Raw genomic sequence first — 16,057 nt, forward strand, 5'->3', positions numbered from 1 at the left:
CGAACGCCCCGGCACAAACATTACTCGACGAACAGCGACTCAACAACGTTAATCCAGCCGTGCTCGCTGGCGACCTCTTTGCCATTGAGCCAGCGGCGCAGCATATTCAGCGCCATCATGGCGCAGACTTCCTGACGCACCGCCAGACTGTGGCGAGTGATGCTCATTTTGACCCTCAGAGCCCAGGTCCCCTCCGGCGTCGCCAGCGCGACGTTAAGGTGTTCCTCATCCAGCCCACCCACGAACAGCGCCAGACCGGCAAAATGTTTAACCCGTCGCTCCGAGGCCCAGCGGGCGGTTTGCGCCAGGGTCTCCTGCTGGAACGGCACCACTTCGCTGGCCAGCAGCGGCGCGCTGGCGCGCGACAATTGCAGCGCCAGCAGGCCACCGGTGAACTGCTCGCTTAAGGTCACGCTCAGCTGACGATCCTGCAGGTGCTTCGCAATCTGCGCAGGCAACCCCTCCGTCCCTTCAAAGATCAGGCTCTCGCCCGCCACGCGCTGCACTTCGGGCCACAGGGCCAGCATCGCCGCTTTCTGCGTCGCCGGTCCTGTCAGCTTGAGTTCAATGATCGGCATAGAGGAGCGATAGCCCATGGACACGCCCGGCGGCAATTGCAGGTGGTCAAGACTCTGGGCCAGATCGCTTTCAGAACGGCCAAACGTGGTCAGTCGCAGGCACAGCGGAGGTTCAGGCAGGGTAAAACGGTCGCGAAGGCGCGGCAGGATCTGCTGCTCAACCATCACTTTAAATTCGGAAGGTACGCCGGGCGTGAAGAACATCAGGCAACGGTTCAGCTGCAGGGCAAACCCGCACGCGGTGCCGACCGGGTTATCAACCAGCTCAGCACTGGCGGGGATTTCAGCCTGCTTGCGGTTGCTGGGGGCCATAACGCGGCCACGTTCGGAGAAAAAGCGTTCCATCTGTGAAAGCCATGCCTCATGCAGCACCAGCCCTTCACCTTTTGCGGTTGCGGCGGCCAGCGCGCTGAGATCGTCACTGGTAGGACCGAGTCCGCCATTCACGATCAGCACATCGCAGTGTTCGCTCCGCTCACGCAGAATGCTGACCAGCGACTCAAGATTGTCGCCTACCGTATTGCGACGCGTTAACGGTAATCCTTGCTCAAAGAAAAGATCGGCAAGCCAGGCAGCATTGGTATCAATAATTTGTCCATGCAGCACTTCGTCGCCGGTGGATAACATCTCCACGTTAATCATTGTGTTCTCCCGCTTATTTGGTGAAAACACTATAGCGCAAACGCGGGAGGGAGAAGAGAGAAACTGGCGCGACGGAACGCCGCGCCGACAGGATTAGAAGCCTGCGCTTACGCCCACGTAGGGACCGTCGGCCAGCGCGTTGTCGCGGTTGCCGTCTTTGCCCGCCAGGTTCAGGTAGCGATAGCCCGCTTCGATGGTAATCGGACGCATGATGGTCCAGCGCGCGCCGGCGTTGGCTTCTTCATAGCTGTCGATACCGCTGGAGAGCGAGTCCGGAGAGTAGTAATACTCGCCAAACAGACCGAAGCTGTCGCCAATTTTCCACTGCAGGCCGCCACCCACCGCTGCCGCATACCCTTCGTCACCGTCGTTCGGGTTGGTATAGATACCTTTACCGCCGACGGTCGCCAGGAATGGACCAAGAGGAATGTTCAGACCCAGACCGAGGCTTGCCGCATCGCCGTCGTCATCGTTATGCGTCCAGCCACCGGTCATCGCCAGGCCGGAAGTCTCTGTTCCCAGGCCAAAGCCCAGGTGGGTATAGTCCTGACCCGCCGAGCCGTTGAAGCTGATGGCGTTAGCCGCCGCCGATACAACCATCAGGCCGAAGCCCAGTAATGCCACTTTTTTCATTGTCATGATCCCGCGCAATTTTATAGAGAAGTCCCAAAACCGCGAGATTTTAACCTGAGTCTCCCGGGGATCAAGCACTCTGCGTGCGGCGGGGGGGAAGATTGTAACGATTTGAAACTTGCGGCTTTTTTATGCAAGCAACAGAAAGCGCATTTTGACACACAGGCCACCCAGGGATTCACTGCGGTTGAGTTGCAAATGGCTGCGGTGCAGCCGGGCAATATCACCCGCCAGTGCCAGCCCGATCCCGGAACCGGCAGCGTCCCCGACGTTGTCCAGGCGGTGGAAAGGGAGCATTGCCTGGTGAATTTGATCCTCTTCAATGCCGGGGCCGCTGTCTTCAACGCGCAGCTCAACGGCACCGGCCTCCGCGCGCAGGAAAACGGTCACGGTCCCGCCTGCTGGGGTATATTTAATCGCGTTCTCCAGCAGGTTAGCGCACAGTTCGCCCAGCAGGACGTCATCGCCTTCGATCATGACCGGCTGCTCCACACCGTCGTAACCCAGATCGATCCCTTTGCTCCGCGCCTGCGCCAGTCGGGAGAAGCAGCAGTTCTGCACCACCTGAACCAGATCCACAGGCGAGAACTGACGATCGCCCTGCTCTCTCCCCTTCACCGCCGAAAGCTGCAACAGCCGCTCGGTGAGTACGATAGTCTCATCCAGCGTGGCGTTCATTGCCCGCAGACTCTCCTGCCACAAAGCGGGATCCTGGCGAGTAAGCGCGACAGACACCTGTGTTTTCAGCACCGCCAGCGGCGTTTTGAGCTGGTGCGATGCATCCGCGTTGAAACGTTCCTGACGCGAAAGCACGCCGCGCAGACGGTCGATATAGCGGTTAAAAGCCACAATCAGCAGCCGGGTCTCGGACCAGGGCAACAGCTCCGGCAGCGGTGCCAGCAGGCCCGGCTCGCGCCGCACCATCAGCGAGGAGAGCTGGCGCATCGGGCGCAACACGCGGCGCAGCATCCAGGCGGTTAGCACCAGCGTCAGCAGCACCAGCAGCCCCTGCGAAACCCAGGATGAAAAGAGCAACTGGCTGGCGAGATAGCGGCGGGACTGGAGCGTCTCCGCAACGTAAATTTCCGCCATGCCAAAAATAGAATCTTGATTCACGGGCTGCAGCAGACGCGCCACCCGAATCGCCTGCCCGCGATATTCGGTATGGTAAAACCACGCCAGCGCGGGGTAGAGCGTGGTACGCGATGTTGCAGGCGGCATCTTCGGTAGATCGTCATAGCCGGAGATCACCCGCCCGTCGGGGTCGACCACCTTGTAATAGAGCCGGTCGTTCATGTTGAGCTCAAAGCTATCAAGCACCACCCAGGGCACGTCCACCGCCAGCTTGCCGTCGCGCACCTCCAGCCGTTCCGAGATGGTGCGGGCAGAGGATAACAGCGTGCGGTCGTAAGCCTGCGTGGCCGCCTGCAACGCGCTGACGTAGCTGTTAAAGGCTGACAATCCCCACAGCAACAGCAGCGGCAGGCCAAGGAAAAGCAGCAGTTGCAGATAGAGCGACTGCGGCTTAAACCCTCTCATCGCCGCACTCCAGCACGTATCCCAGCCCCCGTAACGTGGTGATCCGCACGCCGCTGCCGGTGAGCTTCTTTCGCAGGCGGTGAATATAAAGATCGATACTTTCAGGGCTGACGTCGTCGTTCAGGCTGAACACCTGGTCAAAAAGCTGCTGCCGCGAAACCGGACGGGTGCGGCGGTGCATCAGCACTTTCAGCAGAGAGAGCTCGCGCGGCGTCAGGGAAAGCGGTTCATCGCGGAGCAGGAAAAAGCCCTCGTCGTCATACTCCAGCTCCCCAAGACGCTGACGTTCCTGCGTGCGCCCCTCGCTTCTTCGCAACAGGGCACGCAGCCGGGCGTCAAGCTCCTCCAGCTCAAACGGTTTTGGCAGATAATCATCCGCCCCGGCGTTCAGGCCCTTTACCCGGTCCGCCACGTTGCTGCGCGCAGTCAGGAACAGGACGGGCAGCGTCTGCCCCCGTTTTCTGAGGCGATGGACCACTTCCAGGCCGTCAAAACCGGGCATGCCGATGTCCAGAATAGCAACCGCGTAATGTTCTCCCTGCAGCAGATGGTCGGCGGCACGCCCGTCAGACACGCAATCCACGGCGAAGCCCTCCTGCACCAGTGCTTTCTCCAGCCAGTGAGCCAGCTCACGATTATCTTCTGCGAGTAAGAGACGCATGTCACATCCTGTAAAGTTGGTTCCCCATTGAAAGGGAAATGAAAGGTTATTGTTTTAACAATCACGCAACGGAACCGCTACAAGGCGGTTCACATAATCAGAAAAAAGACCCATACCCGTACCCCGGCGTGAGGATAAACGATGAAAAAACACTTACTTTCTACCCTTGCTGCAAGCGCATTCCTGTTGAGTACCTCTGTCGTTCAGGCGCAGGACGCCCCGTCCCGTACCGAATGTATCGCCCCGGCCAAACCGGGTGGCGGTTTCGATCTCACCTGCAAATTGATTCAGGTCAGCATGCTGGAGACGAAGGCCATCGAGAAACCGATGCGCGTGACCTACATGCCCGGCGGCGTGGGCGCGGTGGCCTATAACGCCATCGTCGCACAACGACCTGCGGAAGCGGGGACGGTGGTGGCCTTCTCCGGTGGTTCACTGCTGAACCTGTCTCAGGGCAAGTTTGGCCGTTATGGCGTGGATGACGTGCGCTGGCTGGCGACCGTCGGTACCGACTACGGGATGATTGCCGTGCGTGCCGACTCACCGTGGAAGTCCCTGAAAGACCTGCTCACCGCCATGGAAAAAGATCCGAACAGCGTGGTGATTGGCGCAGGCGCGTCGATCGGTAGCCAGGACTGGATGAAAGCCGCCCTTCTCGCGCAACAGGCGAAGGTTGACCCACACAAAATGCGCTACGTGGCCTTTGAAGGCGGCGGCGAGCCGGTTACGGCACTGATGGGCAACCACGTTCAGGCCGTTTCCGGCGATCTCAGCGAGATGGTGCCCTACCTGAACGGGGACAAAATCCGCGTGCTGGCGGTCTTCTCGGAAAACCGTCTGCCGGGACAGCTGGCTAACGTGCCGACCGCCAAAGAGCAGGGTTACAACCTGGTCTGGCCGATCATCCGCGGGTTCTTCGTCGGGCCAAAAGTGACCGATGCCGAGTACCAGTGGTGGGTCAACGCGTTCAACACACTCCAGCAGACCGAAGCGTTTAAGAAACAGCGCGATTTGCGCGGGCTGTTTGAATTTAACCTGACCGGTAAGCCACTGGATGAGTACGTCAAAAAACAGGTGAATGACTACCGCGAGCAGGCGAAAGCCTTTGGCCTGGCGAAATAACCGGAGGCGCTATGAGCGATCGTATTTTTGCCGGGATATGGCTGCTGCTCTGCGTTGGCGGGATGTTTGTCGCCTGGCAGATCCACAGCGAATACAGCTATGAACCCGTAGGGCCACGCCCCTTCCCGATGGGCATCGTCGGCCTGATGCTGCTCTGCTCGGTGGCGCTGCTGTTGCGCCACCCGGACACCGTCGAGTGGCCACCGCGTCGCATTCTGCAGCGTCTGCTGGTGATGGTCATTGTCCTGCTGATGTACGCCTGGGGCTTTGAATGGCTCGGCTTCCCGGTGGCGACCGCCATCCTGACGATGGTGATCGGCATGCTGTTTAACGCCACCCTTCCCGCGGCAGGGATCTCAGGCGTGGTGATGGGGATTTTACTGTGGTACGCCTTTGACCGCCTGCTGGACGTGACGTTACCGCTCGGCGCCTGGCTTAATTAACGGAGCACGCTATGGATACCTGGATTTACCTCTCACAGGGGTTCGCCGTGGCGATGACCCCGGAAAACCTGGTGATCGCCCTGATCGGCTGTTTCGTGGGCACGATTGTCGGCCTGCTGCCGGGTCTTGGGCCGATCAACGGGGTAGCAATTTTACTTCCGCTGGCCTTTGCCCTGCATCTGCCTGCGGAATCGGCGCTGATCCTGCTGGCAACGGTCTATATCGGCTGTGAATATGGCGGGCGCATCTCGTCGATCCTGCTTAACGTGCCGGGAGATGCGGCGGCGATCATGACCGCGCTGGATGGCTATCCGATGGCGCGACAGGGTCGCGGGGGCGTGGCGCTCTCCATTTCAGCGGTCAGTTCGTTCTTTGGCTCGCTGGTTGCCATTGGCGGCATCATTCTGTTTGCGCCTGCGCTGGCCCAGTGGTCGCTGGCGTTTGGTCCGGCAGAATATTTTGCCCTGATGGTGTTTGCCATTGCCTGCCTCGGCAGCATGATGGCGCAAAATCCGCTCAAGTCGTTTTTGTCCGCGCTGATTGGCTTAGGGTTAGCCACCGTCGGCGTGGATGCCAACACCGGGGTCTATCGCTTTACCTTCGACAGCGTTCACCTGTCCGACGGCGTGCAGTTTATCGTGGTCGTGATTGGTCTGTTCTCTGTCTCTGAAATCTTACTGATGCTGGAACATACCAGCAGCGGGCAGACGCTGGTGCGCAAAACCGGCCGGATGCTCTTTAGCGCTAAAGAGGGCGCGCAGTGCATCGGCACCACGCTGCGCTCATCGGTAATTGGCTTCTTTGTCGGCATCCTGCCGGGCGCCGGGGCCACCATCGCCAGCGCCATTACCTACATGACCGAGAAAAAGCTCAGCGGCAACAGCGACAGCTTTGGTAAAGGCGATATTCGCGGCGTGGCGGCGCCTGAGGCGGCCAATAACGCCTCGGCCTGTGGCTCGTTTATCCCGATGCTGACCCTTGGCGTACCGGGCTCCGGCACCACGGCGGTGATGATGGGCGCCCTGACGCTCTACAACATCACGCCGGGACCGGCAATGTTTACCGAGCAGCCGGATATTGTCTGGGGGCTGATTGCCGCCCTGCTGATCGCTAACGTGATGCTGCTGGTGATGAATATCCCGCTGATTGGGCTGTTCACCCGCATGTTGACCATTCCCCTGTGGTTCCTGGTCCCGGCGATTGCCGCCGTCTCTGCTGTAGGGGTGTACGCGGTGCACAGCACCACGTTTGACCTGGTGCTGATGGTGGTCCTGGGCGTGCTGGGATACATACTCCGTAAGATGCACTTCCCGATGTCACCGCTGATTCTGGGGTTCGTGCTTGGCGAGATGCTGGAGCAGAACCTGCGCCGCGCGCTGTCCATCAGTAACGGCAATATGTCGATCCTGTGGGACAGCAGCGTCGCGAAGGTCCTGTTAGCGCTGGCAATCATGGTGATTGTGGTGCCGCCGGTATTACGCCTTCTGCGCCGTCGTCAGCGCAAACCGGAGCCGGATATCGGCTAATTACGCCGACAGCTGGGCATTCACCCACTGTTTTAACGTCTGGCGGGAGATCTTAATCCCGCCATTTTTTAGCTCAGCCGGCAGTACCAGCCAGTGGACCGGCTGCTCAAAGCGCGCCAGTCTGCCCTGGATCCAGTCAGGAAATTGCGCGATATCCGTTCCCGGCTCGCACTCCACCACCGCCACCGGACGTTGTCCAAACTCGGCATCGTCCAGCGGGACGATAAACACCTGGTTAATCTGCGGGTGTGCGGCGATAACACGTTCCAGCGATTCCGGCTGGATCCCCTCTCCTCCGCTGAAAAAGAGATTGTCTATGCGGCCTAAAATCGTCAGTCGCCCGTTATGCCATTCCCCACGGTCGCGGGTGGCGAACCATCCCTGCGCATTGGTCAACGGCATCAGCGCACCGTCCCGCCAGTAGCCGGAAGCCATACTTTCAGCCCTGATCCAGACTTCACCGTCAACGACCTGCACCTCTCTGCCCGGCAGCGCATACCCTACGTCCGGCTCGCCGTCTGCCTCTTTCGCACAGACGGTAGAGGCAAACTCGGTCAGGCCGTAACCGCAGAAGGAGTGAATACCCTGTTCGCGCGCCTGCTGTGTTAAATCAACGGGGATTGCAGCCCCGCCCAACAGCACCGCTTTCAGTGCAACAGGCTTGTGACGATTAAGCAGACGCCAGAGCTGGGTCGGCACCAGCGAGGCGTGGGTGCAGCCGCGTAACGCCTGTTCCAGAGGTTGTTTCTCGCGCACCGTTAAGCGTGCCCCGGCCACCAGCCAGCGCCATAAAATTCCCTGACCGGAAACGTGAAACAGCGGCAGCGAAAGGAGCCAGTCGTCGTTGTCCCCATAGGGCATCAGCGACAACACGCCGCGTGCGCTGGCAAGGTGGGCGGCACAGGTATGCACCGCCGCCTTCGGTAGCCCGGTCGAGCCGGAGGTGAGCGTCATCGAGGCCAGCCGCGCCGGTTGCCATGCAACGCGGTATGCATCGGCTGGCTCACGCATGCTCAGGGCAGGAAGAGCGTCGTAGCTGCCGTCCAGCACCAGCGCAAAGCGCAGGGTCATCTGGGGGAGCAGCACGTCCAGCAGCGGACGCGGCAGCTGTGGATTCACTGGAAGAATACGCGCGCCGCACTGGAGCAGCGCCAGCCATGCCATCAGCGTTTGCGGGTGGTTATAGGCCAGCAGCAGAACACCGTCACCCTCCTCCACCCCCTGCTGATGAAAGCCCGCGGCAAGGCGATCGATACGCGTGCACAGCTGTTGCCAGCTCAGCGCGTCGTCGTTCAGCCTGAGAGCAGGTTTATCGGCAAACTGCGCACACCAGTGCCGCCATGGCCAGTCGGTAAAACTCATAGCAGCGGCTCCAGCGCCTCAACGCTGAGGCACGGCAGCGCGCTGTCCGGCCACTGGCGGAGAAGCTGAGCCTGCATCAGGTTCAGCGTATCGAGGCCGGGGACAGCGTCAGGCGTTAACCAGGCGGCAATACGTGCCAGCTGGGTCAGCCCAAGGCTGGACTCAATCGACGAACTGATCACCGCCGTCAGACCCAGCGCATGCGCCGCGGCAACCTGCTCGCGGACCTTCGCCAGGCTGCCGGTTAACGTCGGTTTAATCACCACTGCGCTGACGCCGGGCTCGGCAATAAATTCAAAATCGTCTTCGCGCAGGCTTTCATCCCAGGCGATAGCAATCCCCGTTTCACGAGCAAACGCGCGCGAATCGTCGCGGGTTTTGCACGGCTCTTCCAGGAAGGCGATGCGGCTGCGGTACGCCGGGTTGACGTATTTCGCAAACTGCTGCGCCTTAAGCGGCGTCCAGGCGCGGTTTGCGTCAAGACGCAGGTGCAAATCGGGAATCGCTTCCAGCAGCAGGTTGGCAACCATTCCGTCGCGCACCGCTTCGTAGAGACCGACCTTAATTTTCGCCACTTTCTCGCCCGGCATGGTGGAGAGCAACGCAAAGAGCTCGTCCGGGTCGCCCGTGCACAGCGGTGCCGCGCGGTAATTGCCCTCTTCCGGCAGGCTGCCCTCCAGTTCTGCCAGCGCACAGCTGATACCAAAGGCCGCAGAAGGCACGTCCGGCAACGCCGGGTTCGCGCCCTCGCGCCACGCACCTGCCCACGCCAGCAGCGCAGCCTGTGCATCATCGAGCGATTCCAGGCTAAAGCCCGGCAGCGGCGAAATCTCGCCCCAGCCTTCTCGCTCACCCTGCTGGAGATGCACAAAGAAGCCATCACGGGTTTTTAACCGCCGTTCACGCAGCACCACGCCCGCGTCCATCGGTATCTGCCAGCGGTAAACCTGCGCGCGACACATTACGGGTTCCGTTTGTATTTGCTGAAATCAGGCTGGCGTTTTTCGTTAAACGCGTTGCGTCCTTCCTGACCCTCTTCGGTCATGTAGAACAGCATGGTGGCGTTGCCCGCCAGCTCCTGCAGGCCCGCCTGACCGTCACAGTCAGCGTTGAGTGCCGCCTTCAGGCAGCGCAGCGCCATTGGGCTGTTTTGCAGCATTTCACGGCACCAGCGGACGGTCTCTTTTTCGAGATCGGCAATCGGTACCACGGTATTCACCAGGCCCATATCCAGCGCTTCCTGGGCGTTGTACTGACGGCACAGGAACCAGATTTCACGCGCTTTTTTCTGCCCGACGATGCGCGCCATGTATGAAGCGCCCCAGCCGCCGTCGAAAGAGCCCACTTTCGGACCGGTCTGGCCGAAGATGGCGTTCTCGGCGGCAATGGTCAGGTCACACATCATGTGCAGCACATGACCGCCGCCGATGGAGTAACCCGCCACCATCGCCACCACCGGTTTCGGGCAGGTGCGGATCTGGCGCTGGAAATCGAGCACGTTCAGGTGATGCGTACCCGCATCGTCCTGGTATCCGCCGTAGTCACCGCGCACTTTCTGATCGCCACCGGAGCAGAAGGCTTTCTCACCTTCGCCGGTCAGGACAATCACGCCGATGTTATCGTCATAGCGAGCATCCGCCAGGGCCTGGATCATCTCCTTGACGGTCAGCGGACGGAAGGCGTTACGCACCTGCGGACGGTTGATGGTGATTTTGGCGATGCCGTCAGCGGATTTGTGGTAACGAATGTCGGTGTAGCCTTCGGAGCAGTCTTGCCATTCGACCGGCGCGTAAAGCATGTTTTCATCAGGATAGATCATAGAGTGTCCTTTGTTCGAAGACGCAGTATCTGAGCCAGACTCGCGGCGACCGCAGCGGGGTTTTCCCGGTGGGCGTTGTGTCCGGCGTTTGGAATTTCATGGCGAACGGCGTGCAGTTCGGCGGCAAGGGCCGCGAACTTTTTATCACGTTCGCCATAGAGGTAATCAAAAGAGAAATAGCGGGTGCTGAGCGCGGGACGTAAATCCGGCTGCCCGGCCAGCGAGGTCGCTTCAAGCATTTTCGCCAGCGTTATGCCGTTGTTTTGGCTGCGCAGGGTAATAAGCGCCTTCCGCTCAGCGTCCGGGAGAGAGGCAAACACCGGCTGCTGGTACCAGTCAGCAAAGACCTTATCCAGCGGTTCGGTGCGAAAACGTGTCGCCCAGCGGTGGTCGGATACCCGCCGCGCATGGCGATCGTCGGCGTTCTGCAGGCCCGGATGTCCGCCCTCAACCATCACGCCCAACAGCCCCTTCGGCTGCTGGCAGGCGTGAAACATCGCAATGCGGCCGCCGAGGGAGTACCCCACCAGCCAGAAATTCAGTATGTTGTAACTAAGAAGAGTCCGGGTCAACAAATCGCTCATCTCCTCGAACCCCGTCACGGTAATATTCCGGGATTCACCGTGCCCCGGCAGGTCAAGATAGAGCCGGGGATACTCGCTCAGCGTCTCCCCGACAACCTGCCACTCGCGGCAGTCTCCGGAAAAACCGTGCAAAAAGACCAGCCAGGGATAGCCGGGTTCTCCGGTCTGCTGCACGCCTGCGAGGATCACAGCTGGCTCACCTGTGCCAGCAGGCTTTGCAGGCTCTGTGCACCGTCGGCATCGTTCACGACCAGCTCAATCAGCGTCGCGCCCGGTTGCTTCCAGGCGCAGCTTAGCGCGGCTTCCAGCTGTTCCCAGCTCTCCGGGCGGTGGTATTTCAGGCTGAACATTGCCGCAGCATGTTCAAACTGCACGTTCTGCGGCATCAGATAGAAGCGCTCACGCTCGCTCTGGGGCGTTGGCAACAGAGAGAAAATCTGCCCGCCGTTGTTGTTCACGACGATCAGCACAAACGGTGCGGAAGCCTGACGCAGCAGCGCCAGCGCGTTGAGATCGTAAAGCGCGGAGAGATCGCCCACGATCGCCAGCGTCGATTTCGCGCTGGCGCGCTGCACGCCCGCCGCCGTCGAGATCAGCCCATCGATGCCGCTGGCACCGCGGTTGCTGTAAACCGGGTAGCCCGCAGGCAGCTTCGAAAAGGCGTCAATCAGACGCACCACCAGGCTGTTACCGACAAACAGCTGGCCCTGTTCAGGCAGATACTGACGAATACGGTGCGCCAGACCGGCTTCGCTGAATGTCTCACAGTGCGCTTTGGTGATTTCCCACGCCTGACGAGATAATTCGGGGATTGCCACCGCCCAGGGTCGACGTTTTTCCGCCGGATGCAGTTCCAGCCAGCTCTCAATGTTGCTCACCAGACGGCGGCCGCGATGGTGCGCCGGGTCAAGCCGCCCTTCCAGCGGGTCGACCAGCCAGTACTCTTCCGGCGTGCAGGTCGCCTGCCACTGCAGCAGGCGTTTCCCGGTCAGGCTGGCGCCGATCTGGACCACAATCTGCGCCTGTGAAAGCTCAGTGACCGCCTTCGCATTCCCGAGCCAGAGATCGGCGCACGGCAGCGGCTGACCGGTCTGGGAAAGCACGTCGCCAATCAGCGGCCAGCCGAGTGTTTGCGCCCATTCGGCGACCCGCCGGCCTTCGGCGGCGCTCATGCGCCCGGCAATAACCACGCCGCGTTTTTGGCGCCAGAAGAACCAGTCGCGCTGTTTCGCGCTCTCAAGATGCGTTTGCCCGCGCAGCCACGGTTTTTCACTCTGCCACCAGTTACCGAGGGAGCGCTGCCAGTCAAGGCCGGTATCGTCCAGTTCGCCATACAGCGGCTCGGCAAATGGACAGTTAATGTGCAACGCCCCGCTGCGCAATGTCTCCATGGCGTGATCGACGGTGGAGACCAGCCAGCTTGCCGGAATATCCTGGGTAGGACGCGGCAGCGAAACCGTCTGCGAAGGATGCGAAGAAAAGAGTCCCGGCTGACGAATGGCCTGATTCGCTCCGCAGTCGATAAGCTCAGGAGGACGGTCGGCCGTCAGCAGGATCAGCTTTTCACCGGTTAGCCCGGCTTCAATCAGGGCCGGGTAGAGGTTCGCCACGGCGGTACCGGAGGTGACAATCACCGCCACAGGTTCTTTGCTGACCTTTGCCAGCCCAAGCGCCAGATGCCCAAGGCCACGCTCATCAAAATGGGTGTGATGAATCAATGCCCGATTTTCGGCGGCCGCCAGCGTCAGCGGCGTTGAGCGAGAACCCGGTGCAATACACACGTGCCTGACGCCATGGCGCGTCAGGGCTTCAAGGATCACCGCCGCCCAGCGTCGGTTAAAAGAACTTACTGACATGAGATTGTCCGGTATCAAGAATGCGACACAGTATAAATAATAGAAAAAATTGGAATTTTGATATGAATCGGGATTGCGCGAATCAGTATTAATCCCTAAGGAGCAGAGAGCGCAAGCCAGCAGCTTTGTTTTCGATCTCCTGCCACTCCTGCTCCGGGTCAGATCCGCTGACGATGCCCGCCCCGGCGTAGAGCCGCAGGGCGTCATCCTGGACGCGCGCCGAGCGCAACGCCACACAGAACTCGCTTTGATCGGGCGATAAATACCCGGCCGAACCGGCGTACCATTCGCGGTTGAAAGGCTCAACGTTGTGGATAAACGCACGCGCGGGCTGTCGCGGAAGCCCGGCAACGGCGGCTGTCGGCTGGAGCACATGCAGACACAATTCGTCATCGGCCTGTTTTAGCTCCGTCCAGATACAGCGTCGTAAATGCTGGACTTTACGCAGCCGGACGACCTGAGCAGGCAATACCTCAAGCGTCTGCGTATGGTGCTGAAGACGCTGACAGATATCTTCCACGACCAGCATATTTTCACGCTGGTTTTTATCATCATTCAGCAACCACTCGCCCAGGCGCTGCGCCTGTTTATCATCCGTATGGCTGGCGACGGTGCCCGCCAGCGCTTCGGTGCGCAGCAGCTTGCCACGTCGCCGCCAGAGGCGCTCGGGCGTGGAGCCGAGGAACGCGTTGCGGGCGTCGAATACCATGCAGAAATGATAGCAGTTGAGATTCAGGGCGCGGCTGGCGGCCATCAGTGCGACAGGATTAACCCGCTGTTTACACTGCAGATCGGTGGCCCGGGCAAGCACGACCTTTTCGAAATCGCCGCGCGCGATAGTCTCCGTCGCCTTGCCGATCAGGGTCAACCATTCCGGTTTTTGCGGCAGATGCGTTTCGCGCTCAACCTGGACAGACAGCGGACGAATGGCTCTGGCTGGACGGAGTTGCTGGAGTAACTCCAGGGCAGTGCGCGCGTCGTCCTGAAGCGAGCTATCGCTCCACAGCTGCAGGCGGAGAGTGGCGTTGCCAGCGGTACGTCGCCAGAGCAGGCGCGGCAGAAAAAGACTGCCATGCTCCGGGCTGAATGCGTTGAGGCCGCAGATGCGCGTCTCTTTTGGCGCATGTTCTGCACGCAAAAACTGTGAGGCCAGCGCCAGAGAGGAAAATTGGGTGACCGCCCCCAGCGCAGCCAGCTCTTCATCACCGTTACGCTGCTGCCAGTAAAATTGCGGATAGCACTGCTGCTCGCCAAGCCAGGCGAGAGGATCGAAGGCGTCGTTTAACGGGAAAGAGACGTCGAAATGACGCAGGCCGGGTGTGGCGGGTAACGCTTGCGAAAGCTGGGTATGCAGTTGCTCCAGCGCAAGGAAAATCGAATTCACGCGAACCTCTCCCTGTTAAAACCGCATATTATACGGGGTACTAAACATAAATAGCAGTACCCACGTATAGGGAGTGGTTAAGCGGCTTAACGACGGGCCAGCAGCAGACCCAGCACCAGCCCTACGGCAGCACCCACCCCAATGCCCTGCCACGGTTTTTCATGGACATAGTCATCGGCACGATAAACCGCTTTTTTGGCACGGTAGTAGTAAGTATCAGACGCATGGCTGACGCGGTTTTTCACTTCATGCAGCGCCTGTTCAGCACGGGCTTTTAACTCAATATATTTCTGATCGGCAGGGTCGCCCGAGGAACGTAACACCTCTTCCAGCGTTTCGCTCAGCAAAGCCAGGTCGTCGTCGATACGGGTATCCCAGGATTGAAATGACATATTTTTCTCCATGTTAGTACACCAGTCCGCTAACTATAGACAACGACGTGCCATTACGCCTGTTTCACTTCCCGTGCCATGCCGATGTGCGGGATACCATCTTCGTCATAAACGTCGGTAACCGGCGTAAAACCAAAATGGCCGTAGAAGGGTTGCAGGTGCGCCTGCGCGCCCAGGTATAACGCCTTGTCCGGCCACTGTTTCCGGCACGCATCCAGCGTTTTTTCCATCAGCTGATAGCCGAGTTTTTCGCCCCGTGCTTTGTTGCTGACAATGACGCGACCTATCACGACGGGCTCAAAATCGTCCTCGCTTTTCAGAATCCTCGCATACGCCACCAGCTCGTTATCCTTCCAGCCGAGGATATGACGGTTTTCCCCTGTGAGATCATCACCGTCGATATCCTGATACGGACAGGTTTGTTCAACCACAAACACTTCGCAGCGCAGTCTGAGCAACGCGTAGAGCGACTGAACGGTGAGCTCACTATGGTGTAAATCTTGCCACTGGATCATCTCTTTCTCCTTCCTGGGGTTCATCACGTTATACTAAACCCCTCCCCGTTCGGCAAAGGGCTGATTGCATTATGGAACTGATATTTCTGGGGACGTCTGCTGGCGTGCCAACCCGATCACGAAATGTGACCGCGATACTGCTGGATCTTAAACATCCCACCCGTGGCGGGCTATGGCTGTTTGACTGTGGTGAAGGGACACAACATCAGCTTTTACATACCGCTTATCACCCCGGCAAGCTGGATAAAATTTTCATCACTCACCTGCATGGCGACCATCTTTTTGGCCTTCCCGGTTTGCTTTGCAGCCGCTCAATGGCCGGTAATGCCAACCCGCTGACGATTTATGGGCCTGTGGGAATCCGGGAATTTGTTGAAACCACGCTACGCCTCAGCGGCTCCTGGACCGACTATCCGCTTGAGGTCGTTGAGATTACCGAAGGCCTGGTTTTCGACGATGGGAATTATCAGGTCACCGCCCGACCGCTTAATCATCCGGTGGAGTGCTATGGCTACCGCATTGAGGAACACGACAAACCCGGCGCACTGGATGCCGCCGCGCTCATCGCCGATGGCGTAAAGCCTGGACCACTGTTCCAGCGCCTGAAGCACGGACAGCACGTTACGCTGGAGGACGGGCGCATCATCAACGGCCAGGATTATCTCGCCGCACCGCAGCCGGGCAAAAAACTGGCCATTTTTGGCGACACGGCACCGTGCCCTGCCGCCGTTCAGCTTGCTCAGGGCGTGGACGTGATGGTGCATGAAGCCACGCTGGAGACGGCGATGGAAGAGAAAGCCAACAGTCGGGGCCATAGCTCAACGCGTCAGGCGGCGCTGCTTGCCCGTGACGCGGCTGTCGGCAGGCTCATTATCACCCATGTCAGCTCGCGTTACGACGCGCGGGGGTGCGAAAGCCTGCTGGCAGAGTGTCGGGCGCTGTTCCCGGAATGTGAGCTGGCCGAAGATTTCGCTAAGGTCAGCGTTTAGCCCTTCATTTTT

General features: G+C 59.7%; 16 protein-coding genes. 4 read left to right on the top strand and 12 right to left on the bottom strand.

Annotation, left to right across the window (positions count from 1 at the left end; translation table 11 throughout):
* Window positions 1–20 precede the first annotated feature (20 nt).
* The 4 genes from L383_RS12540 to tctD form a co-directional block, all read right to left on the bottom strand.
* A complete protein-coding gene (locus L383_RS12540; protein WP_023330954.1) occupies window positions 21–1,220 on the bottom strand; it encodes a nicotinamide mononucleotide deamidase-related protein YfaY in 1,200 nt (399 codons plus the stop codon).
* Window positions 1,221–1,313: 93 nt separating this feature from the next.
* Window positions 1,314–1,853 (bottom strand): YfaZ family outer membrane protein, encoded by a 540-nt coding sequence (locus L383_RS12535; RefSeq protein WP_023330955.1) that lies wholly within the window; start codon window positions 1,851–1,853, stop codon window positions 1,314–1,316.
* A 129-nt stretch (window positions 1,854–1,982) separates the two neighbouring features.
* Entirely contained in the window at window positions 1,983–3,392 is a 1,410-nt protein-coding gene (locus tag L383_RS12530; protein WP_023330956.1) for a sensor histidine kinase, read from the bottom strand.
* The gene (gene tctD, locus L383_RS12525; protein WP_014884620.1) at window positions 3,379–4,053 is read right to left on the bottom strand and encodes a transcriptional regulator TctD; all 675 of its coding nucleotides are present in this window, start codon (window positions 4,051–4,053) and stop codon (window positions 3,379–3,381) included. Before tctD ends, L383_RS12530 begins: the two co-directional genes overlap by 14 nt.
* Window positions 4,054–4,194: 141 nt before the next feature.
* On the opposite strand from tctD, the gene L383_RS12520 reads away from it, so the two are divergent.
* From L383_RS12520 to L383_RS12510, 3 genes are read left to right on the top strand one after another with little or no spacing between them, the layout of a single operon-like run.
* Window positions 4,195–5,175, top strand: a complete 981-nt coding sequence (locus L383_RS12520) for a Bug family tripartite tricarboxylate transporter substrate binding protein (protein ID WP_023330957.1) — start codon at window positions 4,195–4,197, stop codon at window positions 5,173–5,175.
* Window positions 5,176–5,186: 11 nt separating this feature from the next.
* Window positions 5,187–5,618, top strand: a complete 432-nt coding sequence (locus L383_RS12515; RefSeq protein ID WP_014884622.1) for a tripartite tricarboxylate transporter TctB family protein — start codon at window positions 5,187–5,189, stop codon at window positions 5,616–5,618.
* A gap of 11 nt (window positions 5,619–5,629) precedes the next feature.
* On the top strand, window positions 5,630–7,144 hold the full coding sequence (locus tag L383_RS12510; protein ID WP_014884623.1) for a tripartite tricarboxylate transporter permease: 1,515 nt from the start codon (window positions 5,630–5,632) through the stop codon (window positions 7,142–7,144).
* Here the strand turns inward: L383_RS12510 and menE are convergent, their stop codons facing one another.
* The 8 genes from menE to L383_RS12470 all read right to left on the bottom strand — a co-directional run bounded on the left by menE (window position 7,145) and on the right by L383_RS12470 (window position 15,056).
* Window positions 7,145–8,506, bottom strand: coding sequence for an o-succinylbenzoate--CoA ligase (gene menE, locus L383_RS12505; protein ID WP_023330958.1), 1,362 nt, complete (start codon window positions 8,504–8,506; stop codon window positions 7,145–7,147).
* Window positions 8,503–9,468 (bottom strand): o-succinylbenzoate synthase, encoded by a 966-nt coding sequence (gene menC / locus L383_RS12500; RefSeq protein WP_023330959.1) that lies wholly within the window; start codon window positions 9,466–9,468, stop codon window positions 8,503–8,505. The genes menE and menC overlap by 4 nt, the downstream gene beginning before the upstream one ends.
* Window positions 9,468–10,325, bottom strand: coding sequence for a 1,4-dihydroxy-2-naphthoyl-CoA synthase (menB, locus tag L383_RS12495; protein ID WP_013098093.1), 858 nt, complete (start codon window positions 10,323–10,325; stop codon window positions 9,468–9,470). The genes menC and menB overlap by 1 nt, the downstream gene beginning before the upstream one ends.
* A complete protein-coding gene (menH, locus tag L383_RS12490; protein ID WP_023330960.1) occupies window positions 10,322–11,098 on the bottom strand; it encodes a 2-succinyl-6-hydroxy-2,4-cyclohexadiene-1-carboxylate synthase in 777 nt (258 codons plus the stop codon). The genes menB and menH overlap by 4 nt, the downstream gene beginning before the upstream one ends.
* Window positions 11,095–12,765, bottom strand: coding sequence for a 2-succinyl-5-enolpyruvyl-6-hydroxy-3-cyclohexene-1-carboxylic-acid synthase (menD, locus tag L383_RS12485; RefSeq protein WP_023330961.1), 1,671 nt, complete (start codon window positions 12,763–12,765; stop codon window positions 11,095–11,097). Before menD ends, menH begins: the two co-directional genes overlap by 4 nt.
* A gap of 88 nt (window positions 12,766–12,853) precedes the next feature.
* Window positions 12,854–14,149: an isochorismate synthase MenF gene (gene menF / locus L383_RS12480; protein ID WP_023330962.1), complete on the bottom strand. Its 1,296-nt coding sequence runs from the start codon at window positions 14,147–14,149 to the stop codon at window positions 12,854–12,856.
* Window positions 14,150–14,235: 86 nt separating this feature from the next.
* Window positions 14,236–14,541 carry a stress response protein ElaB gene (gene elaB / locus L383_RS12475; protein ID WP_008500219.1) on the bottom strand — a complete coding sequence of 102 codons (306 nt, stop codon included), beginning with the start codon at window positions 14,539–14,541 and terminating at the stop codon, window positions 14,236–14,238.
* A 53-nt stretch (window positions 14,542–14,594) separates the two neighbouring features.
* Entirely contained in the window at window positions 14,595–15,056 is a 462-nt protein-coding gene (locus L383_RS12470) for a GNAT family N-acetyltransferase (protein ID WP_023330963.1), read from the bottom strand.
* A gap of 71 nt (window positions 15,057–15,127) precedes the next feature.
* On the opposite strand from L383_RS12470, the gene rbn reads away from it, so the two are divergent.
* Entirely contained in the window at window positions 15,128–16,045 is a 918-nt protein-coding gene (gene rbn / locus L383_RS12465; RefSeq protein ID WP_023330964.1) for a ribonuclease BN, read from the top strand.
* The last annotated feature ends 12 nt before the right edge of the window (window positions 16,046–16,057 follow it).

Origin of the sequence: Enterobacter sp. MGH 37 (assembly GCF_000534515.1) — a bacterium.
Classification (GTDB): Bacteria; Pseudomonadota; Gammaproteobacteria; order Enterobacterales; family Enterobacteriaceae; genus Enterobacter; species Enterobacter kobei.

Excerpts from the sequence above, each read along its gene's own strand:
- menC (WP_023330959.1), bottom strand. The coding sequence starts at position 9,468 with ATGTGTCGCGCGCAGGTTTACCGCTGGCAGATACCGATGGACGCGGGC.
- menB (WP_013098093.1), bottom strand. The coding sequence starts at position 10,325 with ATGATCTATCCTGATGAAAACATGCTTTACGCGCCGGTCGAATGGCAA.
- L383_RS12530 (WP_023330956.1), bottom strand. The coding sequence starts at position 3,392 with ATGAGAGGGTTTAAGCCGCAGTCGCTCTATCTGCAACTGCTGCTTTTC.
- L383_RS12515 (WP_014884622.1), top strand. The coding sequence starts at position 5,187 with ATGAGCGATCGTATTTTTGCCGGGATATGGCTGCTGCTCTGCGTTGGC.
- tctD (WP_014884620.1), bottom strand. The coding sequence starts at position 4,053 with ATGCGTCTCTTACTCGCAGAAGATAATCGTGAGCTGGCTCACTGGCTG.
- rbn (WP_023330964.1), top strand. The coding sequence starts at position 15,128 with ATGGAACTGATATTTCTGGGGACGTCTGCTGGCGTGCCAACCCGATCA.
- menE (WP_023330958.1), bottom strand. The coding sequence starts at position 8,506 with ATGAGTTTTACCGACTGGCCATGGCGGCACTGGTGTGCGCAGTTTGCC.
- L383_RS12470 (WP_023330963.1), bottom strand. The coding sequence starts at position 15,056 with ATGATCCAGTGGCAAGATTTACACCATAGTGAGCTCACCGTTCAGTCG.
- menD (WP_023330961.1), bottom strand. The coding sequence starts at position 12,765 with ATGTCAGTAAGTTCTTTTAACCGACGCTGGGCGGCGGTGATCCTTGAA.
- L383_RS12540 (WP_023330954.1), bottom strand. The coding sequence starts at position 1,220 with ATGATTAACGTGGAGATGTTATCCACCGGCGACGAAGTGCTGCATGGA.
- elaB (WP_008500219.1), bottom strand. The coding sequence starts at position 14,541 with ATGTCATTTCAATCCTGGGATACCCGTATCGACGACGACCTGGCTTTG.
- L383_RS12510 (WP_014884623.1), top strand. The coding sequence starts at position 5,630 with ATGGATACCTGGATTTACCTCTCACAGGGGTTCGCCGTGGCGATGACC.
- L383_RS12535 (WP_023330955.1), bottom strand. The coding sequence starts at position 1,853 with ATGAAAAAAGTGGCATTACTGGGCTTCGGCCTGATGGTTGTATCGGCG.
- L383_RS12520 (WP_023330957.1), top strand. The coding sequence starts at position 4,195 with ATGAAAAAACACTTACTTTCTACCCTTGCTGCAAGCGCATTCCTGTTG.